The sequence below is a fragment of the Streptomyces virginiae genome, from assembly GCF_041432505.1.
Classification (GTDB): domain Bacteria; phylum Actinomycetota; class Actinomycetes; order Streptomycetales; family Streptomycetaceae; genus Streptomyces; species Streptomyces virginiae_A.
In genome coordinates this window covers 8,865,058-8,887,985 of the sequence record NZ_CP107871.1, presented here as the reverse complement: position 1 = coordinate 8,887,985, position 22,928 = coordinate 8,865,058, and the positions used below count along the sequence as shown (strand labels likewise).

Sequence of the window (22,928 nt, the reverse complement as noted above, 5' to 3'; positions counted from 1 at the left end):
GACCGCACATCCTTTCCTCTTCCAGGAGGCACAGCACGTGAGTACCACCACCACGCCCTCGACACCGGGACGGGCCGCCGTGCCCGGGCCCGGTGGCCCCGACAGCCGGCCGGCGGCCGCGCCCCGTGTGGTGCGCCAGCGGCGCCGCCGTCCGGGGCTGATCGCGCTGTCCGTCGCGCTGATCGCGGCCGGAGGTCTCTCCGGGGCGCTGCTGTTCACCGCCTCTGGGCAGCGCACCGCCGTTCTGGTGGTGGCACGCGATGTTCCGGTGGGGGCGGCGATCAGCGACGCGGACCTCGCGCCCGCGTCCCTGGCGCTGGACCCGGCGGTGAAGGCCGTGCCGGTGGCGAAGAAGAAGACCATGGTCGGCCAGCGGGCCGCGGTCGCGCTGAAGGCGGGTGCGCTGCTGTCGCCCGGGCAGGTCACGTCCGTGTCTTTGGTGAAGGCGGGAGAGCAGCTGGTGGGTGTGGCGTTGAAGCCGTCGCAGCTTCCGGCGAGCCGGCTCGCGCCGGGTCAGAAGGTGGTGATCGTCTCCACTCCGGACGCTGCCGGTCAGGCGGCGGGGGGTAAGCCGGCCGAGCCGGTGGGGGCGCCGAAGACGGTGGCGGCGACCGTGGTCGCGGTGGGGGTGGCCGCGCCTGCGACGGGTGTCGTGGTGGTGGATGTGGCGGTCCCGGCCACGGACGGGCCGGCGTTGGCCGCACGGGTCGCCACGGGCGCGATCGCGCTGATCCTCGCGCCGCAGGAGGGCAGCTGATGGCGGTCGTCGCGCTGGCCGGTGGGCTCGGTGCTCCGGGGGTGACCACGGCCGCGATGGCGCTGCTGATGACGTGGCCGCTCGCGGAAGGGCGCCGCGTGATACTGGCCGAGGCCGATCCGGACGGCGGGGCGATCCTGCCGGGTGCGCTGCAGGGCACCCTGGGCAACAGCCACGGCCTGCGGAATCTGGCGATCGCGGCCCGCCAGGGTCAGCTCGCCGAAGCGTTCTGGCGTCAGCTGGTGGACGTCACCGACGCGGAGACCCGCGACCGTCTGGTGCTGCCCGGTCTCTACGACCCCGCGCACGCGTCCGCGATGGAACCCGTGTGGCAGCCGCTGGCCCGCCTGTTCTCCGGCATCGAGGAGCACGGCCACGACGTCCTGGTGGACCTGGGCCGGCGCGGTGCGTTCGGGCCGTCCGCCGTGCTCGCGCAGCGGGCCGACGTCGTGCTGCTGGTCGCGCGCAGCACCCTGCGCAGTCTGCAGAGCGCGCAGGTGCGGCTGGAGGCCTTGCGTGAGAGCGTCGGTGGGAGCGTCGAGCTGGGCATGCTGCTGGTGGACGAAGGGCCGTTCTCCAAGGAGGAGGTCCGCAAGACCCTCGGAATCCCGGTCACGGCGGTGCTGCCGTGGCAGCCCAAGGAAGCCCGGGTGCTGTCGGACGGGGCGGAGCAGCCGCGCCGGTTCGAGTCCGGCTCCCTTATGCGCTCGGCGCGGTCGGCCGCGGTCCGGGTGCAGGAGTTGCTGGCGGTGCGTCGTTCCCGGCTGGCTCCGCCGCCGCCCGGATCTGCCGAGGGGCGGGCGGTCAGCCATGCGCGCTAATCCTCTGCACGGTGAACCGCAGGTCACCGCCGGCTCCTTGCAGGCGCGCCTCGCCGCGCCGCGGCCCGTACCGACAACGGGGGCGACGTCGCCGGCGGTTCCGGGGCCGGCCGACCCACGGGCTTTGCCGGCTCCCGCCGGAGGCCTGTCGGCGGTGCGGTCGATGGACTACGCGGCGGTGCGGCTGATCAAGAAGGAGGTCGGGGAACGACTCACCGACCTGCTGCGAGCCCGCCCGGGGATGAGCGCTGCCGCCCAGGAGCAGCAGGGCAGGCACCTGATCAACGAGCAGGTGGCGGTGTGGTCGGACGCCGAGGCCGTCAAGCGCGGGACGGCGACGAGCCCGGGCGAGGACGCGGCGATCGCGCAGGCCGTTTTCGACCTGCAGTTCCGGGCAGGCCGGCTCCAGCAGCACCTGGACAACCCGCGGGTGGAGAACATCTTCATCAACGGGTACCCCGACGTGTGGCTGGACTTCACCGACGGCCGCCGGGTGCGGGTAGCGCCGGTGGCGGACTCCGACGAGGAGTTGCGGGAGCTCCTGAGGGATCTGGCGCGGCGTACGACGGGGCAGGCGGAGCGCAGTCTCTCGACGGCCGACCCGTTCCTGGCGCTGCGGCTGTCGGACGGGTCCCGCCTCCAGGCCGTCATCGACGTCACCCCCGGCACCTACGTCACGATCCGCCGGCACAGCATGCGCCACGCGGACCTGCCCGAGCTGGTGAACCGGGAGATGCTCGACTCCACCCTGGAGGCGTTCCTGCGCGCGTGCGTGCGCGCGGAGAAGAACGTGATGGTGGTGGGCGGACAGGCTGCGGGCAAAACCACGCTGCTGCGCGCCCTGCTCAAGGAGATCGACCCCGACGAGCGGTTCGCCACCCTGGAGACCGAGTACGAGCTGTTCGCCCACGAGAACGGCCACCACCGTCAGGTCGTGCCGATGGAGGCACGCGAGTCCAACGGCGAGATGGTCGCGGGTCAGGCAGCCGGTGAGATCACGCTCATGGACCTGATGTACCGGGCGCTGCGCATGACGCTGACCCGGATCGTGGTCGGTGAGGTCCGCGGGCCGGAGATCGTGGCCATGCTGCAGGCGATGACGAACGGGGCGGGCGGCAACCTGTGCACCCTGCACGCCATCCACCCCTCCGTCGTGTTCGACCGGATCGCCGAGCTGTACCTCCTCGCCCAGGCCAACATGTCCGAGGCTCTGGCCTATCGGCAGGCCGCGAACGGCCTGCACTTCATCGTGTTCGTCTCGTCCGTGGACGAGACGAAGATCGGCGGGCACCGCCACCGGTTCGTCTCGCACGTGCTGGAGGTCACCGGGATCGGTGAGGGCGGGCGGCCGGAGACGAACGCGATCTTCGGGCCGCGCCCGGAATGGGGCGAGCACCGGGCTGTGCCCCTCATGCACCCGCGGTGCATCAACGACCTGCGCCGCGCCGGATTCGACGCCAACCTGCTGAACGTGCCGGGCGGGGCGTGGCGTGCCGCGCTGCCGCTGCTGGTGGACGAGGGGGCCGGACTGTGACCGCTCTGCTGATGTGGGTCCTGGCCGGACTCGCCCTCGCGGGCGGGCTGGTGGGACTGGTCGCCGGAATGGTGGGCACGACCGCCCCCAAGGGCCCGCCCGTCGCCGCTCGCCTGCGGGCAGGCCGCCGGCTCGCCGGGCGGGACGAACGGATGGCCCGCCGCACCCGCCTGGCCGGCGGTGCCCTGGCCGCTGTCGTGCTGTGGCTGGTGACGGGGGTGTTCATCGCCGGTGCGCTGGTGTTCCTGGCCGTGATCGGAGTGCCGTGGCTGCTCGCACCCACGAAATCCGCCACGACCCGGATCGGAAAGCTGGAGGCTCTCGGCGACTGGACCCAGCGCTTGGCGAACGTGCTCCGGCTCGGCCGCGGTCTGGACGAGGCACTACAGATCTCCCGCAAGGGCTGCCCCGAGGAGATCGTCGACGAGGTCGGGGACCTGGTCGACCGCCTGCAGGTCGGATGGCGGCCCACCGACGCACTGCGCCTGTTCGGCGACGCGCTGGGCGACGTGACCGCGGACAAGGTCGTAGCCGCGCTCGTGCTGTCGGCCGCCGACCGCGGGCCGGGTCTCGCGCAGGCTTTGGACGACCTGGCGGAGTCGGTCCACGAGGAGGTCGCCCGCCGCCGGGCGATCGAGGCGGACCGGGCCAAGCCCCGCACGACGATGCGGTGGATGACCATCATCACCCTGGCCGTCATCGGCTGCGGTTTCCTCATCCCCTCCTACACCGCCCCGTACGGAACGCTGCTCGGGCAGCTGGTCCTCGCCGTCCTCTCGGCCGGCTTCATCGGCGTGCTCGCGCTGATGCGGCAGATCGCCGACACCAAGCCCGTCCCCCGCTTCCTGATCGCCGACCCCCGCAGCGCCGTCACCCCCGTCGCCGACGCCATCACCGAGAACGAGGGCACGGAGGTGACGGCATGATGCCCGTGGCCGCGATCCTGTCCGGCGCGACGATCGGCGCCGGCGCCGCCCTCCTGATCCGTGAAGTCCTGCGCCCCGCACCCGCGCTCGGGCCCGCGCTGCGCCGCCTCAACCAACCCGCGCCGCCCCGCACCGACGAGGTCACCGACCGGGACGAGCGGTGGGGGCAGTGGCTGGTGGACCACCTCACCGACGTGCCGGGCGTGCGCATCCCGCACAAGGACCTCGCTCTGACCGGCACCACCCCGGCCCGATTCATGCTGACGAAAGTCGCTCTGGCGGCCGGTGGTCTGCTGCTGCCGCCCCTGTCGACGATCCCCCTGCTGCTGCTCGGTCTGCCGCTCTACCTGCCTGCCATCGTCGGGATCCTGGCCGCAACACTGCTGTGGTTCACCCCCGACCTCGCGTTGCGGGACAAGGCCAAGCGCGCCCGCGCCGAGTTCGCGCACGCCATGGCCGCCTACCTCGACCTGGTCGCGCTGCGCCGGGCCGGGAACGTCTCGGCCGAGCAAGCCATGGAACAGGCCGCACAGACCGGCCAGGGCTGGGCGTTCGTCCGCATCCAGCAGGCCCTGGCCCGCTCGCGGGTCGACAAGGTCCCCCACTGGGAATCCCTGGCCCGCCTCACGGCCGAACTCGACCTGCCCGTGCTGGACGACCTCGCCGCGATCATGCGGCAGTCCGCCGACGACGGCGCGTCCGTCTACGCCACCCTGCGCTCCCGCGCGAAGAACCTTCGCGGCGAGCTCCTCACCGCGCAGGCGACCGAGGCCAACGCCGACAGCGAGAAGATGACCGCCCCCGGCGCGCTCCTCGCCGTCCTGGTGATGCTCCTGATCGCCTTCCCCGCCATCATCCGCATGCTCAACACCTGACCGAAGGAGTCACCGTCATGACGAAGTACGCGATCCGGCTGTCACTCGCCCTCAAGTCGCACTGGGAGGAGATCAAGAAGCACAGTGGCGACGACCGGGGCGACATCTCCATCACCACCATCATCATCTGGGTCGCCGCCGTGGCGGGTGCCATCGCCATCGCGGGAACGATCGCGGTGGTCGTCGGTCGCTACAACACGAAGCTCTCCGGGATCTGACCGAGCGAAGGCCTGGGAACGGACGGGGGAAGGAGACGCGTGCCGCAGCAGGAAGGCGGGACCCGGGCAGAGCCGGGGCAGCACACCGGTCGGTGCCGGGGCCACGGCGACCGGGGAGAGTCGTCCATCCAGATGGCGATCGTGTTCCCGTTCGTCATCGTGCTCACGGTGGCGGTGGTGCAGGCCTCGATGTGGGTCCACGCCCGCAACGTCGCACTGACCGCAGCCCGCGAGGGCGTCGCCGCGGCGCGCACCTACCAGTCCCCCGAGGGCGCGGGAGCCGCTCGCGCTCACGAAACCCTCGGCCGGATCGCAGGAGACAGCCTGCGCGGGCCCACGGTCAGCACCGCCGGCAGCACAGCCACGGACGTGCGGGTGACCGTCACCGGCAGCGCCCCGTCCATGCTGCCGGGGCTGTCGGGGCTGTCCGTCTCCCAGTCCGCATCCGCACCCCGCGAACGGTGGACCACCCCATGACCGCCATCACACACACGACCGGCGGCGGTTGGCGTGCGAGGCTGCGCGAGGACCGGGGCAGCGAGGCGATCGCCACCGCGATCGTCACCCCCCTGCTGCTGATGCTGCTGTGCACGGCGATCGCCGGCGGGCGGATCGTCACCTCCGGCGCGAAGGTCGACGCCGCCGCCGAGGACGCCGCCCGCGCAGCGTCCATCTCCCGCACCCACTCCGGCGCCCAGGCCGAAGCAGCCGAGGCCGCGGCCCGCTCCCTGGACGATCAGGGCATCCGCTGCGCGTCCGCCAGCACCAGCATCGACACCTCCGGCCTCGCCGTGCCGCTCGGCCAGGTCGGCACCGTCACCGTGACCATCTCCTGCACGGTGCCGCTGTCCGACCTACTGCTGCCCGGCGTCCCCGGATCCAAGACGATGACCAGCACGTTCACGTCCGTCGTGGACGCCTACCGCTCCCGGGAGGTATGAACCGTGCCCGATCCGGTCACCGCCCCGGCCCGCCGGCGGCTACAAGGTGACGACGGCGGGATCGCCGTCTACACCGCGATCGTCGTGGTGGCCCTGCTGGGCATCATCGGCCTCGCCATCGACGGCGGCGGCAAGCTGCGCGCCACCGAACGCGCCGACGCCGTCGCCATGGAAGCGGCCCGCGCCGCCGGACAGGCCATCGACCCCGCCTCGGCCGTCAACGGCGAGGGGATCCGCGTCGACCCCGAAGCCGCCCAGGCCGCGGCGTACGCCTACCTCTCCCGCACCGGCAGCCAGGGAACCGTGGGCCTGTCGGCGGACCGCAGCCAGCTCACCGTCACCGTCCAAGGCGCGTACGCCACCAAGTTCCTGTCCATCGTCGGGATCGGCACGCTGAGTGTCTCCGGACACGGCAGCGCCCGCCTCCTGCACGGCGTGACCCAGCCCGAGTAACCGCCGGCGCCGGCGTCGATCGAGAAGGACCCGAAACATGTCGAAGCCCACCCTCAAGCCGTCGCCTCCGGCGCGCGGCGGCGCGCAGGCAGCGGCCGCCGTGGCCCGCGGTCTGCTCAGCCTCACCGTCCTCGCCGCGCTCCTGGTCGGCCTGCCGATCCTGCTCTGGTGGGCCACGACGATCGTCGGCCCGCCCGGAGCGGCCGCCCTCGGATCCTTGTTCTCCACCGACGACTCCGGTCAGGTGTTCCTCCTCGCCCTCGCCGTCGCAGGCTGGGTCGGATGGGTTCTGTTCGCGTGCGCGGTGCTGCTGGAGATCCCCGCCCAGCTCCGCGGCCGCGCCGCCCCGCAGATCCGAGGACTGGTCGGCCAGCGGGCCGCCGCCACCCTCGTCGGCGCGGTACTGCTGGCCCTGCCCACCACCACCGCCCTCGCCGCACCCGCCACCGCGGTCCCCGCCGCGCCGCCGACGAGCGCGAGCGCATCCGCCGTCCCCACCCCGACGCCCGCGACCACCGCACGCCCCGAGGGCGAAACCACACGAAGCGCATACACCGTTCGGGACCTGAGGCCGGCCGAGAGCCTGTGGTCGATCGCGGAACAGACGCTGGGTGACGGCCAGCGGTGGGAGGAGATCGCCGCCCTGAACGAAGGCCGCACCATGACGGACGGCAGCATCTTCCGGACCGAACACCCCATCCAACCCGGATGGCTCCTCACCCTCCCCACCGCCGCCGACACCGCCGGCATGCCGGCTCAGGGGACAGCGACGGGTCCGGGCGGCGACACGGGCACCGAGTACAGCGTGCGCCAGGGTGACAGCCTGACCTCGATCGCCGCCGACCAGCTGGGCAACGCCGACCGGTACACGGAAATCTTCGAACTCAACCGGGGCAAGGCCCTCCCCGACGGCGCTGGGACCTTCACCGACCCCGATCTCATCCACCCCGGACAGCGGCTGGCCCTCCCCGGCACCGGCCGGCCCCCGGCAGCCGAGCCGCCCACGGCCGCCCCCGGTACCGCCCCGGCCGCGCCTGCACCTGCGACCACGGCCACGGCTCCGGCGCCGAGCGCGAGCTCCCCCGGACCGGAGGCGAGCCCGGAGGGCGCACAGCACACGGCAGAGCTCAAGAGCCGGACCGCGGGCATCAACTGGGCGCTGGTCGCAGGTGTCGGGACGCTGCTGGCCGCTTCCCTCGCGGGGGCGCTGGGGGTGCGGCGCATCCTGCAGCAACGCCGACGCCGCGCCGGGCAGACCATCGCCCAGGACGCCGAACCCACACGCCTGGAACAAACTCTCGCCGCCACGGCGGAACCCGTCGGCGTCGAGCTCCTCGACACCGTCCTGCGCACCCTCGCCCACCACGCCGCCGACCACGACCGCGAGCTGCCCGGACTACGCGGAGCACGCCTGTCCGAGGCCGAAGGTGTCACGCTCCTGCTGGACGAACCCGCCGAAGCCCTCGCCCCGTTCACGTCCGGCCCCGATCCCCGGACCTGGATCCTGGACCCTCAGGCCGCCCTGATGAGCGCCGAGGACCTGCAGGACGTCCAAGCCCCGTACCCGGGGCTGGTCACCCTGGGCGCCGACGACACGGGCCTGGTACTCGCCGACCTCACGACGTGCCGTGTCCTGCTGCTGGAGGGATCCCCCGACGAGGTCCTGGAGGTCGCCCGCGCGCTCGCTCTGGAACTGGGCACCTGCACGTGGACCGACTACAGCGAGATCCTCACCACCGGACTGGGTACCCGCCTCGCCGGTCTCCTGCCGCAGGGCCGCATCCGCACGATGCCGCACCTTCCCGCCGTCGCGGCCGACCTCGGGGAACTCCTCCTCGAAGCGCACCAGAGCGGCGAACAGGTCCTGCCGTGGCTGCTCATCGGCGCCGGCGACCACGCCGAGACCGACGTCATCCAGCTCGCAGACGCCCTGTCCACCGCCCGCGATCTGTTGACGGCCGTGGTCCTGCCCGCCACCGAGGACACCCGCCGCGCGTTCCCCCGCGCGGAGACCCTGAGCACCGTTCCCGACCAGCAGGCGCTTCTGGCGTCGCTGGAGATCCCGGTCACCCTGCAGCGGGTCACGGACGAGCAGTACCGCGAGTACCTCCATGCTCTGCAGGTCGCGACCGAGGAGCCGGCGCCCGCGACCGGGCCCTGGGAGTTCGCCGAGGACCACGGCCAGGCCGCAGCCGCAGGCATCCCGCTGGCCGTCCGGGTCACCAGCGCCGACGCCTCCCCGGACCCCGGTAACCCGTTCCCCGCGCTCTTCGCCGGTGCCGTCCCGCCCCCGGCCTCCGCACCCCAGCCGCCCGCGACGGCCACCGGTGAGGCACAGGCCGAGAACACGGGCCGGAAGGCAGCGGAGTCCGCCCCGGTACTCCCCCAGCAGCAGACGCCCGGACCGGTCGACGGGCCGTCCGACGAGAGCGGCGTGCGGATCGAGATGCTCGGGCCGCTGCGCATCACCGGAGGCACCGGATCCGACCACGCCCACACCCTGCGGACCACCGCCGTCGCCGCGCTCATCCACCTGCGTCCCGGACGCACCACCGAATACCTCTGCCGTGCGATGGACCCCGTGAACCCCTGGAGCACCCGCACCCTGCACTCGCGGCTGTCCGAGCTACGCAACGAGATCGGATTCATCACCGACGACGGCCACCCGCTGCTCCCTCGCCCCAAGAACGGCAGCGGATACACCTTCCACCCCGCCGTCACCTCCGACTGGGACCACTTCCAACACCTGGCCGCCCGCGGCCTGGCCGCCGGACCGCAGCAGGGAATCCCTGACCTCGAAAGCGCCATGGCACTCGTACGGAGCAAGCCGTTCGACGGCCGCACCCTGCCCTGGGCCGACCCGATCATCCAGGAAATGCTGTCCCGGATCACCGACACCGCCCACACCCTCGCCCGCTGGCACACCGACGGGGACACCCCCGATCTCGATGCCGCACGCCGGACCGTACTGCACGCGCTGGACATCGAGGAGACGTCTGAAGTCCTCTACCGCGACCTGCTCCACATCGAATGGACGGCGGGGAATCCGGCAGCCGTCCGCAGAACCGTCGCCCGCCTCCAGCAGATGGCACGGACCTACGACATCACCCTGGACAGCCTCACCGAGGACACCGTCAACCTGGTCCTGTCCGACCGACCCTCCCCCGTCACCGCCGGCTGACGCCGCCCCCGGGAACGAGCGGGGGCTGCCCGACGGCAGCCCCCACTGGCATCCGCACACCTGCCCCTATGCGGTGACGGCTGACATCGCATGCCGCGCCGCAGCCAGCAGCTCCGCCCTGGCCTGCGGCTCGCCCACCGGCGGCCGTGTCACCCACTCCAGACGAATCTCCGCCACCGCCGCGCACACTGCCTGCACCGCGCCTTCCAGGTCCTCGTCCAGGCCCGCCAATTGCGGCCCGGTCACGACGACCGGCCCGTAGAGGCCGTAGGGGATCTCCATCCCACGCCAGATCGACGCCAGAACCCACGCCGACAGATTCAAGGGCAACTGCTCGATCTGCCCGCTCCCGTGGACGTGCAGCGAAGCCCGCCGGTGATACACCGCCTCATCCGGGAAGCCGCCCACCGCAGAAAGCACCACGTCCCGCCGCTCCGCATGCCCCTCCGGCCACGGCACGACTACCACCGCACCGTCCGTATCGATCCGCAGTGCTCCCACCGCGCCCTCCAGCCTCTTGATCACAACCCCAACCCCAGGCTAGGGCGAGGACATCGGCCACTTGATCACGACCCCAGGCTAGGGCGAGGACATCGGCCACGGGCACCGTTCGGAAAGCTGGGATCCTGGTTGTGCGGGAACGCCGTTTCCACTGGAAACGTCAGGCTGCCCGGTCCAGGAATCCGAGGTGGGTCATGACCTTCCTGTAGTCCACGGAGGGGACGCTGTTCGGCAGGAGGAGGACCACCACACACTGATCGTGGACGCCAGTGTGCCCGTGTACGGAAGGTCTGCCGGGTTGTCTCCGCTCGCGCTGTCGTACTCGCCCAGCAGATCGGGCCTCAGATAGGCGAGCGACCGACTCCCCTCGGTCCCCAGATGCCAGCCGGCACCGAGCAGCATCCTCTGCCAGGACTCGCGGGCCCGCCCGAGCCGATGCTGCTGCTCTTCGAGCCAGGACGGATAGTCCTCCACAGGAAGGTCACGGCGACCCTCGGCGAGGAACACCTCGGCCAGCGCCTCCTCCTGTGCCAGGAGCCACGCGTGTGCGACGGCGCGCTCGCTCCGCCATGAGTCCTTCTCCACGTCATCCGCCGCCCGAGGAAAGGGCATAGCGCGATCAATAGACGCATCAAAATGATCAGCCATGGTCAGTGATCTACCAGAGGCCTCCGACACCCTGGATGCCCGTGCTGGCGATGCGCCGCCAGCGCATGGGCAAGCGCGTCACCACACCACCGAGTCCGGCCTTCGACCCCGCCGAGGAATCCCGCGGTCGGAAGTGAGCCCAGGTCAACGCACACACACCCCTCACTCGTGAGGGTCAAGGTAAAAGTGAAGGGTAAGAAACAGACCTTCACCGGCGGGCCCGCACCGACCACCCGGGCGGTCGAGTCGGCAGTCGAGCCGGCCGAGACCTCGATTCGTCCTGCTCCCACGTCTCGCCGTCCCGCCGCGAAGAAGACGGCCAGGCCCGCGAACGATCCACGCTTCCCCCACGGACCGCTCGCCGTGCTGGACGGAGACGGCTCCGCGTACGGGGTCGACGGCATCGTGCTGGACTGTCCGGCCACCACCATCCCGGAGTTGGTGGAGTGGACGCTGCAGGAGTCCGGTCTCGGTGCCGCCGCGCTCAACCGGCACGGCAAGGACTCCGACCCGCTGATCGTGCTCACCGCCGCGGCCGCCGTGAAACTGGGTCTGCCCGAGCGGCTGGAGGGTCACGAGGAGCGCCGCGCCCTGCGCCTCGCCGAGGACCACCCGGCCGTGAAGCAGATCGCGAAGGCGAAATGGCAGCTCACGCAGCGCGGTTTCGGGCCGTGGGCACGTGTCTACCGCAAGGCCCAAGGGCGCGAACGGCAGTGCGTACAGCTTGCGATCCTATCCTGGGACGCCCTCGATCCCCGGTCGTGGCCGGGCGTCGCCGACATGGAGCCCGCCGACATCGCCCGCGTCCTCGGCGTCTACGCGCAGCGGGTCATCACCCCGCGCGGCTCCACCGCGGTCTCGGGGCTGGAGCTGATGACCGCTCTACGCCCGCCGACCCGCGCCGTGAAGAACGACCAGGGCGGATGGGAGTCCGGCTACAACCCGGGCAGCCTCGGCAGGGAGCCGATGGACCCCGCCCCGCCGGAGGCCCCCCAGGAACACCCGGTCGCACGAGGTTGGACGGGAGGTTTCCTCGACGAGGAGGCCTACCAGTGGGTCCGCGACCCGCAGTTGCTCTCCGACGAGGAATGCCTGCTGCCGTACGCGATCGGCCTCGACCTGAACACCGCCTTCCTCGCGGCCGCGGCCCGCCTGGTCGTCGGCCTGTCCGCCCCCGACCACTTCCACGCGCCCCACTTCAACAAGAAGATCCCCGGCAGCTGGCTCGTGGACCTCTCACACATCGACCTGGACCCGCGCCTGCCCTCGCTGTTCACCCCGTCCGGGCAGCTGGGAAGCGCCGGCATCGGAAGCGCCGAGCGCGAGTTAGCGATGTGGCTCCATCCTCCAGCAGGACGGGCGGCAGTCTCTTGGCAGGATTGCCGCCCGGCGGCGGGAGCGGGTCAAAGAGGCTCTGGGGAAGCTGAAGGTCCCCACCAGGGTGCGGGCCTCGTGGGCAACAAGCCCACCGCCCCGTGGCCTATGCCGAATCAGGCTCCACAGCAACGGCCATCGCGGGCACAACCGAACCGAAGCGCTGGCGGCCATGGAGTCGCTAGCGTGTCGGAAGACCTTGGAGGATGCCATGACTGCCCAGCCCGAGTACGCGCCGGCCCCGCCGCCCGCGCCCGCCCCCACAGCGGCCGCCGACCTTCTGGCCCGGGTGCGCGCCGACCGGCGGGCCGAGCAGTGGGCGCCGGCCTTTGAGCGGGATTGGGTCCAGGCCTTGGAGGATTCCCGGCACAGCTACAGCCTCACCCCGCTCCACGACGTGGTGCGGGCCTGGCAGGCCCGTCTCGCCGCGGCCCCGGCTGTCGACGCGTTCCTGGCCTCCGGCATGGACGACTCCGACGGCGTCGCCCTGGAGGACATCCTCGGAGCCCGCCCGTGAGCGCATGGCCCGCCCGGCTCTCCCCGGAGGCCGCCAAGACGCTCGCGGGCCTGCCCGGCCACGCGGCGGAGATTCTGCGCGATGTCCTCGACATCGCCTCCCGCGACCCCTGGTCCTTCCCAGCCTTCAACGTGCGCGATCCCGAAGGCGAGGACGTCCGCTCCGCCGCGGTCGGCCAGCTCACCGCCATCTACTCGGCCCGCCAGCCGCCTCTACGTGATCAGCATCGTCTGGATCGGCTGACCCACCCGGACAGGGTTCCGCACTAGGCCGTCTCTTCCGGATCTTGCAGGTCGGGCAGGATCTGAAGGAGTCGGCCCAGGCTGGGTGCTGTCGGTGGGGTGTCGTAGCGTCGGGGGCATGATCTCCGAGCCGACAGGCCGGGCCGCGGGCCCCTACGATGCAGCCTTCCTGCCGCGGTTGCGTATGTCCTTCCGTGCTGCGCGCGAGCCGGTTACTGAACCGGTGTCGAAGTTCGGCGGGCAGCCGGTCTGGCTGGACGGACCGGCCTGGCCAGAGCATCCCCGTACAGGCGAGCCCCTGGTGTTCATCGGCCAGTTCCGAGTGCCGGGAGACGAGGTGCGCCTCGCGTACCTGTTCCTGCATGAGGAGGGTGTGGTCATGGGCGGCGACACTCCGGAGGACGGCGAGGCCGTCGTTCTGGTCCAGCCGGGTGGGCGGATACCGCCCTTCGCGTCGATCGGCTCCCCCGGCACACAGGGGCGGACCCTGTGGCGGTGGGGTCCGGACTACACGGAGGTTCCCGTCGAATGGCTCACAGATCTGACTCCGATGTCGCCAGAACTCGACGAGGCAGCCAACCAGGCCGCCGCCTGCTCTCGGTGGCTGCGAGGCGAGGGCCCAGACGTCGAATACCCCGAGGAGGAGTGGCCCAAGGACTTCTTGGGGGGCGAGGCCATCTACCCCAACGACGAGGCCTTCGGCATCGATGCCTCTTGGCGGTTCCTCTGCCAGTTCGAGGATCGGGGTGAGGCGAAGGAGGACCCGTTCTTCCTCAACTTCGGCTACGGAACCGGCTTCCTCTTCCTCAGCTCCGACCACCTCGAAGGCCGGTTCATGTGGGACTGCAGCTAGGAGCTCTCTTTCGGATCACTTGTTGGCGGCTCGATCGCAGGGCCTGCTGGCTCTGGCGGAACTGCTGCCTGCGACGATGCGCTGGTGAGCTATGACCTTGCGGTGTGGGACGGCGACCGTCCACTCGATGGCGACCAAGCGGGCTCGACCTACGACGAGCTCTACGAGCGCTACCTGGAGTCGGACCAGGTTGTCGTGCCTCCAGTGCCGCGCATTGCGGCCTACGTGGAAGCCCTCGTCGCGCGATACCCGGACGACGACCGCAGTGTCGTATGGGCGTCACCGCCGGTCATCGAGGAGGCATCGGGCCCGATCGTGTACCTGCTCATGTCCTATGGCAAGGCTGAGGAAGTGTCCGAGTACGCCGCTGCGCTGGCTCGCGAGCACGGACTCGTCTGCTTCGACCCGCAAGGAGAATGCCTCCGTCCGTGAACTGCGTGTTCTCAGCGGGCGGACCAAAAGAAGATTCCCGCGATGAGGAGGCCGGCGCGGTAGACCGTGGCGGTCTTCTCGTAGCGGGTAGCCAGGCCGCGCCATTGCTTGAGGCGATTGATGCAGCGTTCGACGGTGTTGCGTCGCTTGTAGGCCTCGCGGTCGAATCCGGGTGGGCGCCCGCCACCGCGGCCCCGGCGCTTGCGGTTGGCGATCTGGTCGGCAGGTTGTGGGATCACGGCCCGTATTCCGCGTCGTCGTAGGTGGTCCCGGATGGCCCGTGACGAGTACGCCCTGTCCGCCAACACCACGAATGGTGTGGTCCTGGGCCTGCCAATTCGACGCGGGGCCCGGATGGCAGCCATCACGTGATCGAACGCCGGCGCGTCTCCGGCCTGCCCGGGCGTGAGCACGAAACACAACGGGCGACAGCGGCTGTCAGCAGCGAGATGGATCTTCGTGGTCAGCCCACCACGAGAGCGCCCGATCGCATGGTCCGCAGGTTCGTCAGCCGGGGCCCCTTTTTGCGAGCCCCGGCACCGTTCTGATGCACGCGCACGATCGTGGAGTCAACCGCAACGACCCAGTCCAGGTCGCCGGCGGCATCGGCCTGGGCGAGAAGCGCGGTGAAGACCCGCTCCCAGGTGCCATCGATGGCCCAGTTCCGCAGCCTTGTATAGACACCCTTCCACGAGCCGTACTCAGCGGGGAGGTGCACCCACTGAGACCCGGTCTGGAACTTCCACGCGATCGCATCGATCACCTGCCGGTGATCACGCCACCGACCGCCTCGCCTCGGCGTCCGATCAGGCAACAACGGCTCTATCCGCGCCCACTGCGCGTCGGTCAACGGCACAACCAGACCAACGATCCGATGATCGGAAAGAAACGCCCTAGCCCCCGGCTGCCGCACGACACCGTCGTGCAGGCCGAGGTCGCCGCACGACACCGTCGTGCGGGCCGAGGTCGCCGCGATCCTTGCCGAGACCGGCGCAGCCGCCCTAGACCCCGTTGGGGTGTTTCCCCTTGGCGCACACCCCTGGTGAAAGAGCAGGTACGCCCCACACCCCTAGGGTGCAACCATGACCCGCCAGCCTCGTAGAAGGCCACGTCTTCGCGGGTTCTCACGGCTTGGCAGCCGCCCAACGCGGAGACCTGAACATGTGTGCCCGCAAACACCCCCAGAGACTGAGCGGAAAGAACTCCTCGTCTCGACGTCGACTCTCCTAACGGCCCTCCTTGCGGTACCTGCACTAGCCTCGCGCTTTCACGAACGGGTCCGTCCGAAGCGTGAGCAAAAAGGAGAGGAGTGCCTCTGACCTGGGACGATGGGACTTGTCTAGGGTCCTGGTCGTCGTCAAGAAAGCTGCACTCCTCAGGTGAAGAAGAGTATCGGGTCGTACCCGCGTGTCCGTGTCGAGGGTGGTGGCCGCGGAGTGGTCTCGCAGGCCGGGTCGGTGCTGCTGGTGGAGACGGTCCGCAAGACCGGGCTGGATCAGGCGATATCGGCGGCCCTGGCGCCGTGGCGGAAGTCGCGGGCGGTGCACGATCCGGGGAAGATCCTGCTGGATGTGGCCCTCGCGGTCGCGCTCGGTGGGGACTGTCTGGCCGATGTGGGCATGCTGCGGGCCGAGCCGGGTTTGTTCGGGCCGGTGGCCTCCGATCCGACGATCTCCCGGCTCATCGACACCCTCGCCGCAGCCGGGCCGAAGGCCCTGACCGCAATCCGGGCCGCGCGGGCCGAAGTCCGCGAACACGTCTGGAAGATGGCCGGTGCCGCGGCGCCGGATGCCGACGGGCATGTGACCGTGGACATCGACGGCGTGCTCGTGCTGGCGCACTCCGAGAAGCAGGACGCCGCCGCGACCTGGAAGAAGACGTTCGGACACCACCCTTTGATGGGGTTCGTCGACCACGGCAGCGCAGGCAGCGGAGAGCCGGTCGCGGGCCTGCTGCGGCCCGGGAACGCGGGCAGCAACACCGCGAGCGATCACATCAACGTCGCGGGGCTGGCGCTGTCCCAGCTGCCGAAGCACTATCGGCGCGGACGGCAGACTCTGATCCGTACCGACTCCGGCGGCGGGACGCACGAATTCGTTGCCTGGCTCGCCAAGCGGGGCAGGTGGCTGTCCTACTCAGTCGGGATGACCATCTCCGACCAGATTCACCAGGCCGTCCTGAAGGTTCCCGCCCCGGCCTGGACGGCGGCCGTCGAGCCCGGCGGCGAGATCCGCGACGGCGCCTGGGTCGCCGAGATCGACGGAGACGTCCTCAAGGGCTGGCCTGCGGGAATGCGGCTGATCGTCCGCAAGGAACGTCCGCACCCCGGCGCCCAGTTGCGATTCACCGACGCTGACGGCCTGCGGCTCACCTGCTTCGCCACCAACACCACCCGCGTCCCCATCGCCCAGCTGGAGCTGCGACACCGCCAACGGGCCCGCGCCGAAGACCGCATCCGCGCCGCCCGCGCCACCGGCCTGCGCAACCTGCCCCTGCACGACACCGCCCAGAACCAGATCTGGCTGGAGATCATCCAGATCGCCCTCGACCTGCTCGCATGGATGCCGATGCTCGCCCTGACCGACAAAACCCGCAGGTGGGAGCCCCGCCGCCTGAGACTCCGCCTGTTCTCCGCCGCTGCGCAGCTAGTGCTGTGACCGCATAGGTTCGCCGGGTTGGCGGATGGAGCGGTTGGATGGGCGTGTTCGAGCTGGAGGCCGGCGAGGATCCCCTGTGTCGGGTGCGGCGTCCGGGTAGGGGCCGCAAGCGGGTCGCGGAATTCGATCCGGGGCTGCGACCGGCCCTGCTGGCGCTGGTCGAGCCGGACGTGCGGGGTGATCCGATGTCGCCGCTGCGGTGGACGGTGATTACCTGTTTTCAAGCGGGGAGGGGTGCCCGGCGTGGTTCGCTGAGCCATGGTGGTGCATGCTGACGAGCGTGATGATCCAACCGCCCCGGCGGGGCATAGACCCGGTGTTTCCGCCCGTCGCAATGTCGTGGCAGCGCATTGACGCGTGGCTGGCAAAGCATGCGCCGAGGGCACTGTCGGAACTCCGGCCTCCCGCGTCGAAACAGTCCATCAAGGAGGCTGAGGAACGGTTGGGCTTCCAGTTGCCTGCGGACCTGGTGGAGTCACTCCTGTGTCACGACGGCGACACCTCCCTGCTCGGTGTGTTGCCCTGCCGACGGCTGTACTCCGTTGCGGAGATCATCGAGATCCGCGAGATGCGGATGGACATCTGGGAGCCTGACGATCCCGACCAGGCGGAAACCCCGTGGTGGGGGACGCAGTGGGTGCCCTTCGCGGGAAGTGACGGGGACGAGCAGTTCATCGAAGCGGGGCCAGGGTTGTGGCACAACCACCTTGGTGACGCTGGCCACGCTGACCAGGCATATTTTCTCGGGTGGCCCAGTTTGGGTTCTTGGCTTCACGAAACAGCCGAATCCATGGCCCATCACGACAAGCAGTCCTGGTTCGGAGCAGTCCCACAGCCTAAGGTCGATGACGAGGGACGCACCGACTGGTGGGACTAGCGTGCTGTGACCGCATAGGTTCGCCGGGTTCAGGCTGCGGCTGAGAGGGGCGTCCGCCCCAGCGGATGCCCTTCTCGCTGCGGATGCGGGCGCGTTCCTTGCGTTGTGCGGCGAGCACGTCGCGGTGGCGGGCGTTGGCGTTGCGCCAGCGCAGGTAGCGGTGCAGGGCCCGGGTTTGCGCGGGGTGGCTGCGGTGGTGGGAGTTGGCCAGGGTGAACTGCCGCAGGGGGCCGAAGTGCGCCTCGATGGGGTTGGCCCAGGAGGCGTAGGTTGGGGTGAAACACAGCTCGACCTTGTTCTTCTTCGCCCAGCGGCGGATGTCCGCGCCGGTGTGGGCGGAGAGGTTGTCCAGAATGATGTAGATCGGGGCGCCGTCGGGTCTGGCGGCGCGGATCGACTTCAGCGCGGCCAGGCTGTTGGCGGTGCCCTTGCGGCGGCGGTTGACGCCCCACAGGGTGTCGTCGCCGACGGAGTAGCAGCCGTGGAAGTAGGTGACGCCGTGGGTGCGGCGGTAGGTCGCGGGCAGACGGTCGGGCTTGCCCTGCTTCGCCCAGCAGGAACCCGCGGTGGGCCGGATCCCCAGGGGCCCGAACTCGTCGAAGGCGAAGACCCGGTCCGGGAAGCTTTCCACTACCTGTTCGATGCGGTCGAGCTTGGCGTCGCGGTCGGGATCAGGCGATTCCTTCCACGTCTTCGTCCGCTGGAAGGTGATACCGCGGCGCAGGAGCAGGCACCGTAAGGCTTCACGGCCGATGCGTATGGCGCGTCCGTGCACGCGGCGCAGGTAGGCGGCGAGTTTGCGGATCGACCAGCGGGTGAAGGGTTGGCCCAGCTTGGTGGGGCGGGTGGTGGCCGTCTGGATGACGAAGTCCTCGTCGTCAGGTGTGAGCAGGCGGGGACGGCCTCCCGCCCACTGAGGGTCCAGGCAGGCCAGGCCGATCTCGTTGAACCGGTGGATCACCTCGCGGACGGTGTCCTCGTCGGCCTGGACCAGCTGGGCGATCACCGGTACTCGGTTCCCGCCGGCCGAGGCGAGCAGCATCATCGCCCGGCGGTAGCGCACCGAACTGGTACTGCCCCGGCGGACGAACTGCTGCAGCTTCTGCCCTTCCTGATCGGTCAATCTGCGCACCCTCACAGGCTCGGCCACCACACCTCCAGCAGTCGGAACGAACGTCACCGCCCATCCAACCGCTCCGGCCACCAACCCGGCGAACCTATGCGGTCACAGCACTAGTCACCACCGCCCGCCGCCGGCACCTGCGATTCGCCCGCCACTGGCCCTGGACCGACATCATCACCAGCGCGATCCAGCGACTCGACGCCCTCCCGAACCCCGGCTGACCAGCCACAACGACCCACCCCTACGACAGCAGCACTCCGACCGGAACTGTGGAGCCCGGCGCCCACCCGACACGACAGCCGGGACATCGGCATGCCCACAGTCCGCCGAACAAACCGAAACGGTCCGCCAGTGAACTGGCGGACCGTCACGAAAGATCGAGGCTAGTAATTTCGCCCATTACCTTCTTTGACGCCAGGGCGGAAAAAAGCGAGGAAGACGTCAAAGAAGCCGCGCAAATCGCTTGGTGGTACGGGAACGACTCCGAGAGGCGCCCAATCTATCTGCAACTCGAAAATCGCAGCCTACGCCCCATTTACGATGCACTCCTTGTCGACAAGCAGGGCAACCAAACCTTCAATTTCTATGTGGACGGCGTGGTGGCAGCACGCAGTCGCGTGACTTACAACCTGGCGGGGCACGAGAAGGAGATTGGCCCTCTTGACAAACCCACCGCCCAGCTTCTATTCCGCGACGCTCTAGACCAGTGGTGGTGGACTGGGTACGAAAAGGGGCTAGGTAAATATAGAGAGAAAGTCGATATCACATCGGGACGCGAGTCAAATCGCCTAGCAGCATGGAGAATCTTGCCCACCCGTGAAGTTGTGGCAGGGTGCGGCTAAGCGAAACCTGCATTGGGGTTGAGTCGATGCCGATGCAGGCATGGTCGGAACCCCTGACCGAACGCACTCATGGCCTTTACGCGCCCGCCGAGACCCACCCACGCGGAATGATCGCGCGACAGCCGGTTCGCGCCCGACGCGTGCTTTTTAGCATCCTGCTCGTGACACTCACCGCGCCCTCGCGGCGCTCGTTCCGAGTCGGTGACCTCGCATGAGCCTGACTTCCGGACTGCACTGCCCGCGCACCCGATTGCGCCAATTCCTGGACAGGGAGCTGTCCGCAGGCCCACGCCCTTGCAGGAGAGCTACCGCGGCCAGCAGCTGGCCGGGCCCATCCTGCAGCCCCCGTCGGGCGTCGGCACGGAAGCCGGCACCGTGGGCACCGCGATCGACCACCGGCTGCGCCTGGCTTTCACCACCGCCGCGCCGGTCGATCCTGTCGCCCTCGCCGGCATCGAGCTCCACCGGCCGCCTTCGCAGCGCAGCGGGCCGGCGCATGTACGCGGTCGGTCAGGAGCTCACGGACCGCCTGACCGCCACCATCCGCGACCTGGACCTCGACAATCGCGAGCTGTCGCTGGATCGTGCCCACGACGATGAGGAGGGCCTGGCGCGCCTGCTGCTCGCCTCGGCCTGGTATCAGGTCAACTACCGCACGGGGATCGGCTTCGCCCTCACCCCGCTGGGCCGCTCAGCGCCTTGCGCGCCGGTAGCCGAGCCGATGTCTGCACCCCCGGACCGACCTTCCCTCACGCCCGCATCTCCGCGGACGCCGACCTGATCGTCGACGGCCCGCTGCTCGACTTCAGAAGCACCCGCCACACCAACACGCTCCGCCAGGCCAAGGCCTGGCAGCTTCTCGGCTACCTCCTCCTCGACATCGACGACCAGTACGGCATCGAGACCCTCGGCCTCTACCTCACCCGCGGTGGAGTCCTGGCCGCCTGGACCGTAGAGGAGTACCTCGACCTTCTCGGAGCCTGCCGCCGCGACCTGAACGCCTTCCGCGCCGCGCTGCACGAACTCCTCGCCGGCTGCGACGCCGACATCGAGCCCTACGACCGGGAGGAGACCGCACTTCCCCAACCGCTCCACACCCGCCGGGAATACTGCTCCCACTGGTGCGCCGTACGAGCCCCGACCCTGCGCACGAAAGGGCTCCTCCCGCCCGCTGCCGCGCACACGCCCAGGTCCTCCGGCCCCACAGACTCCGACCCCACGCTCCGCACCCGCTACTCCCCACGACCCCGAAGGCAGCTCCCAGAACCTCCTGACGACGCGACCTTCCTGAGCGTCACCACCCGATCTCCCAGGGCCGAGCCCTGATGAGATAGGGAACGAAGGGAACCACTGACTCCTCACCGAGGCACGTGCAAAGGCTGTGACCTGCGATGGGGAGGAAACCGGTGACTACAGAACCCACAGAAGAGCCCGATCAGGGCGAGCCTCTCGGGCACAGCCCCGACTGAACAAGCTGTCGGCGAAACCTGCCGATTTTCCTGCGCAGCCCGCCGACGATGAGACTGCCCAGGCGCCTCCCGCCTGTCCCTCGCGAGTCGTACCTTCGGAGATGCCACCACATGAACACCCCCCCTGCCCCGATACCGCCGTCCTGGACACATTGCGCACAGGGGACCGGCGTGAGTGACCCATTCGGCTGCCGCGGTAGGCCCGTTCCTGGCCATACCGAATGCTTGGGACACTTAGAGCTCGTAACACGATCATGAGGCGGGTTTGTTGAGGCGTCGCCAGCAGATGAGGCTGCAGGCGAGGGAGACGAACGCGTCGTGGAGTTCGGTGCGGCGTTCCCATCGGACGGCGAGCCGTTTGAACTGGTGAAGCAGGGCGAAGGTCTGCTCGACGACGTAGCGGAGCTTGCCCATGCCCTTGATGTTCGGGGCTCCCTTGCGGGAGATGACCGGCAGGATCCGGCGTTTGCGCAGCTCATCGCGGTTGGGGTTGGAGCCGTAGCCCTTGTCTCCGAGCAGGGCCTCGGGGCGACGGCGGGGCCTACCTGGCCGGCCCGCCACGGGTGGGATGCCGTCGACCAGAGCGAGGGTCTGGGTGACGTCGTTGACGTTCGCCGCGGTCGTGATGACTCTCAGCGGGGTACCGCGTCCGTCGCAGATCAGGTGGTGTTTGCTGCCCGTCTTCCGCCGGTCGACCGGCGACGGACCGGTGTCGGCTCCCCTTTTTCGCCCGGATGTGGGAGCCGTCCACGCATGCCCTGGACCAGTCGAGACGGCCGGCCGCGTTCAGCTCGGCGAGCAGGATGCGGTGCAGCCGGTCGAAGACCCCGGCCCGCTGCCACCGCTCCAGGCGCCGCCAACAGGTCTGCCCCGAGCCGAACCCCAGCTCGGGCGGTAGGAGTTGCCAGGCGATGTCGTTGCAGAGGACATACAGGATGCCCTGCAGACACAACCGGTCCGCCACCGGCCGAGGCCCAGGCGACCTCGCCGGCCAGGGCGGCAGCAGCGGCTCGATCAGTGCCCACAAGTCATCGTCCACGATCCACGGCCGAGTGCTCACACACTCACGAACGGCCGAATCATCACACCGGTTACGCCCGACCAGGGCATCTCACCAAGATCCTGTTACGAGCTCTTAGCGTTGTTTTTTCGGCGGGAACTACTGGGACCCCTGTTAGCCGCACGCCCAAATAGTGCCGGAATTGAAGCGTCCTCTTCGGCGGCGCGAGAATGGAGCCCGCGCAGGGCTTAGTCTTTTCTCGGGTGGTTCGCAAACTCCCCTCCACGCAATCAACCGGAGCCTTCCAGCTGGAGGTTCCGGAAGGCCCAGGGCCTCTGCAAGGAGGGGATGCTGATGGATGCACCCGATGAGACGGCGGCACTGTGCGCGGCCTGCAGGAGGAGACGGTGGAGTTCCCGCCGCATCCGCCGGTGGCTGGCACCGGTGTCGGCGGCCTGCTACTACGCGGCTCGCGCGGCCAAGGACTTCCTCGGCCTGTGAGGCCGGACCTGCTCTTACAAGGTGAGCAGGTCCGGCGCCCCGCGTGAAGCGGGACCGGGGCCTTCGGCGTTCGAGCGCCGGAGGCCCCGTCTCACGTCTGCGCGAAACCGCGCTCCCAGCATCCCATAGAAATTCACGTTCATTGAATCCACACTCGTAGCGGCTTAGATTGCGTGTGTAGTGGTG

General features: G+C 69.8%; 21 protein-coding genes and 5 pseudogenes. 21 read left to right on the top strand and 5 right to left on the bottom strand.

The genetic code is table 11. The features are described from left to right. Positions 1–37: 37 nt before the first annotated feature. The 10 genes from OG624_RS41015 (at position 38) to OG624_RS40970 (ending at position 9,706) form a co-directional block, all read left to right on the top strand. Positions 38–757: an SAF domain-containing protein gene (locus OG624_RS41015; protein ID WP_371640798.1), complete on the top strand. Its 720-nt coding sequence runs from the start codon at positions 38–40 to the stop codon at positions 755–757. Continuing rightward, the gene (locus OG624_RS41010) at positions 757–1,578 is read left to right on the top strand and encodes a hypothetical protein (protein ID WP_371640797.1); all 822 of its coding nucleotides are present in this window, start codon (positions 757–759) and stop codon (positions 1,576–1,578) included. The genes OG624_RS41015 and OG624_RS41010 overlap by 1 nt, the downstream gene beginning before the upstream one ends. After that, positions 1,568–3,112: a CpaF family protein gene (locus OG624_RS41005; RefSeq protein ID WP_371640796.1), complete on the top strand. Its 1,545-nt coding sequence runs from the start codon at positions 1,568–1,570 to the stop codon at positions 3,110–3,112. The genes OG624_RS41010 and OG624_RS41005 overlap by 11 nt, the downstream gene beginning before the upstream one ends. Continuing rightward, entirely contained in the window at positions 3,109–4,038 is a 930-nt protein-coding gene (locus tag OG624_RS41000) for a type II secretion system F family protein (protein WP_371640794.1), read from the top strand. The genes OG624_RS41005 and OG624_RS41000 overlap by 4 nt, the downstream gene beginning before the upstream one ends. Beyond that, entirely contained in the window at positions 4,035–4,913 is an 879-nt protein-coding gene (locus OG624_RS40995; RefSeq protein WP_371640793.1) for a type II secretion system F family protein, read from the top strand. The genes OG624_RS41000 and OG624_RS40995 overlap by 4 nt, the downstream gene beginning before the upstream one ends. Positions 4,914–4,930: 17 nt before the next feature. Further along, entirely contained in the window at positions 4,931–5,131 is a 201-nt protein-coding gene (locus OG624_RS40990) for a hypothetical protein (protein WP_266360699.1), read from the top strand. A 126-nt stretch (positions 5,132–5,257) separates the two neighbouring features. Continuing rightward, positions 5,258–5,608: a TadE family protein gene (locus tag OG624_RS40985; protein ID WP_371640935.1), complete on the top strand. Its 351-nt coding sequence runs from the start codon at positions 5,258–5,260 to the stop codon at positions 5,606–5,608. Beyond that, positions 5,605–6,072 (top strand): TadE/TadG family type IV pilus assembly protein, encoded by a 468-nt coding sequence (locus tag OG624_RS40980; protein ID WP_371640792.1) that lies wholly within the window; start codon positions 5,605–5,607, stop codon positions 6,070–6,072. Before OG624_RS40985 ends, OG624_RS40980 begins: the two co-directional genes overlap by 4 nt. A 3-nt stretch (positions 6,073–6,075) precedes the next feature. Further along, a complete protein-coding gene (locus tag OG624_RS40975) occupies positions 6,076–6,525 on the top strand; it encodes a pilus assembly protein TadG-related protein (protein ID WP_371640791.1) in 450 nt (149 codons plus the stop codon). A gap of 37 nt (positions 6,526–6,562) precedes the next feature. Next, positions 6,563–9,706 (top strand): LysM peptidoglycan-binding domain-containing protein, encoded by a 3,144-nt coding sequence (locus OG624_RS40970; protein WP_371640790.1) that lies wholly within the window; start codon positions 6,563–6,565, stop codon positions 9,704–9,706. A 66-nt stretch (positions 9,707–9,772) separates the two neighbouring features. On the opposite strand, the gene OG624_RS40965 is transcribed toward OG624_RS40970, so the two are convergent. Together OG624_RS40965 and OG624_RS40960 are read right to left on the bottom strand one after the other, a co-directional pair. Next, positions 9,773–10,231, bottom strand: coding sequence for a hypothetical protein (locus OG624_RS40965; RefSeq protein ID WP_371640789.1), 459 nt, complete (start codon positions 10,229–10,231; stop codon positions 9,773–9,775). 168 nt (positions 10,232–10,399) lie between these two features. After that, entirely contained in the window at positions 10,400–10,792 is a 393-nt protein-coding gene (locus OG624_RS40960) for a hypothetical protein (protein WP_371640788.1), read from the bottom strand. 279 nt (positions 10,793–11,071) lie between these two features. Between OG624_RS40960 and OG624_RS40955 the strand changes: the two are divergent. The 5 genes and pseudogenes from OG624_RS40955 to OG624_RS40935 form a co-directional block, all read left to right on the top strand. Then, a pseudogene (locus tag OG624_RS40955) lies at positions 11,072–12,142 on the top strand (telomere-associated protein Tap); the annotation flags it as partial. Positions 12,143–12,401: 259 nt separating this feature from the next. Then, positions 12,402–12,746 carry a DUF6247 family protein gene (locus OG624_RS40950; RefSeq protein ID WP_371640787.1) on the top strand — a complete coding sequence of 115 codons (345 nt, stop codon included), beginning with the start codon at positions 12,402–12,404 and terminating at the stop codon, positions 12,744–12,746. Next, entirely contained in the window at positions 12,743–13,015 is a 273-nt protein-coding gene (locus OG624_RS40945) for a hypothetical protein (protein WP_371640786.1), read from the top strand. Before OG624_RS40950 ends, OG624_RS40945 begins: the two co-directional genes overlap by 4 nt. 91 nt (positions 13,016–13,106) lie before the next feature. Continuing rightward, on the top strand, positions 13,107–13,841 hold the full coding sequence (locus tag OG624_RS40940) for a hypothetical protein (RefSeq protein WP_371640785.1): 735 nt from the start codon (positions 13,107–13,109) through the stop codon (positions 13,839–13,841). An 84-nt stretch (positions 13,842–13,925) separates the two neighbouring features. Further along, complete coding sequence (locus tag OG624_RS40935) at positions 13,926–14,273, top strand: hypothetical protein (protein WP_371640784.1); 348 nt, start codon at positions 13,926–13,928, stop codon at positions 14,271–14,273. 11 nt (positions 14,274–14,284) lie between these two features. On the opposite strand, the pseudogene OG624_RS40930 reads toward OG624_RS40935, so the two are convergent. Next, positions 14,285–15,135: pseudogene (locus OG624_RS40930) on the bottom strand (IS5 family transposase). A 517-nt stretch (positions 15,136–15,652) separates the two neighbouring features. Here OG624_RS40930 and OG624_RS40925 point away from each other — a divergent pair. From OG624_RS40925 to OG624_RS40915, 3 genes and pseudogenes are all read left to right on the top strand, one after another. Next, positions 15,653–16,924: pseudogene (locus tag OG624_RS40925) on the top strand (IS1380 family transposase); the annotation flags it as partial. 47 nt (positions 16,925–16,971) lie between these two features. Beyond that, positions 16,972–17,136: pseudogene (locus OG624_RS40920) on the top strand (ISAzo13 family transposase); the annotation flags it as partial. A gap of 62 nt (positions 17,137–17,198) precedes the next feature. Continuing rightward, the gene (locus OG624_RS40915; protein ID WP_266354026.1) at positions 17,199–17,807 is read left to right on the top strand and encodes an SMI1/KNR4 family protein; all 609 of its coding nucleotides are present in this window, start codon (positions 17,199–17,201) and stop codon (positions 17,805–17,807) included. 46 nt (positions 17,808–17,853) lie between these two features. On the opposite strand, the pseudogene OG624_RS40910 reads toward OG624_RS40915, so the two are convergent. Continuing rightward, positions 17,854–18,957: pseudogene (locus OG624_RS40910) on the bottom strand (IS630 family transposase); the annotation flags it as partial. A gap of 1,311 nt (positions 18,958–20,268) precedes the next feature. On the opposite strand from OG624_RS40910, the gene OG624_RS40905 reads away from it, so the two are divergent. Both OG624_RS40905 and OG624_RS40900 read left to right on the top strand, forming a co-directional pair. Then, entirely contained in the window at positions 20,269–20,553 is a 285-nt protein-coding gene (locus tag OG624_RS40905; protein ID WP_371640783.1) for a hypothetical protein, read from the top strand. Continuing rightward, entirely contained in the window at positions 20,472–21,098 is a 627-nt protein-coding gene (locus tag OG624_RS40900; protein ID WP_371640782.1) for a hypothetical protein, read from the top strand. The genes OG624_RS40905 and OG624_RS40900 overlap by 82 nt, the downstream gene beginning before the upstream one ends. Before the next feature lie 395 nt (positions 21,099–21,493). Here OG624_RS40900 and OG624_RS40895 read toward each other — a convergent pair. Further along, a protein-coding gene (locus OG624_RS40895; protein WP_371640933.1) for an IS5 family transposase occupies positions 21,494–22,283 on the bottom strand; the annotation gives its coding sequence in 2 pieces (ribosomal slippage) (positions 21,494–21,968 and positions 21,967–22,283; 792 coding nt in all). Between the two features lie 312 nt (positions 22,284–22,595). Between OG624_RS40895 and OG624_RS40890 the strand changes: the two genes are divergently transcribed. Beyond that, on the top strand, positions 22,596–22,742 hold the full coding sequence (locus OG624_RS40890) for a hypothetical protein (RefSeq protein ID WP_371640781.1): 147 nt from the start codon (positions 22,596–22,598) through the stop codon (positions 22,740–22,742). Positions 22,743–22,928: the final 186 nt, after the last annotated feature.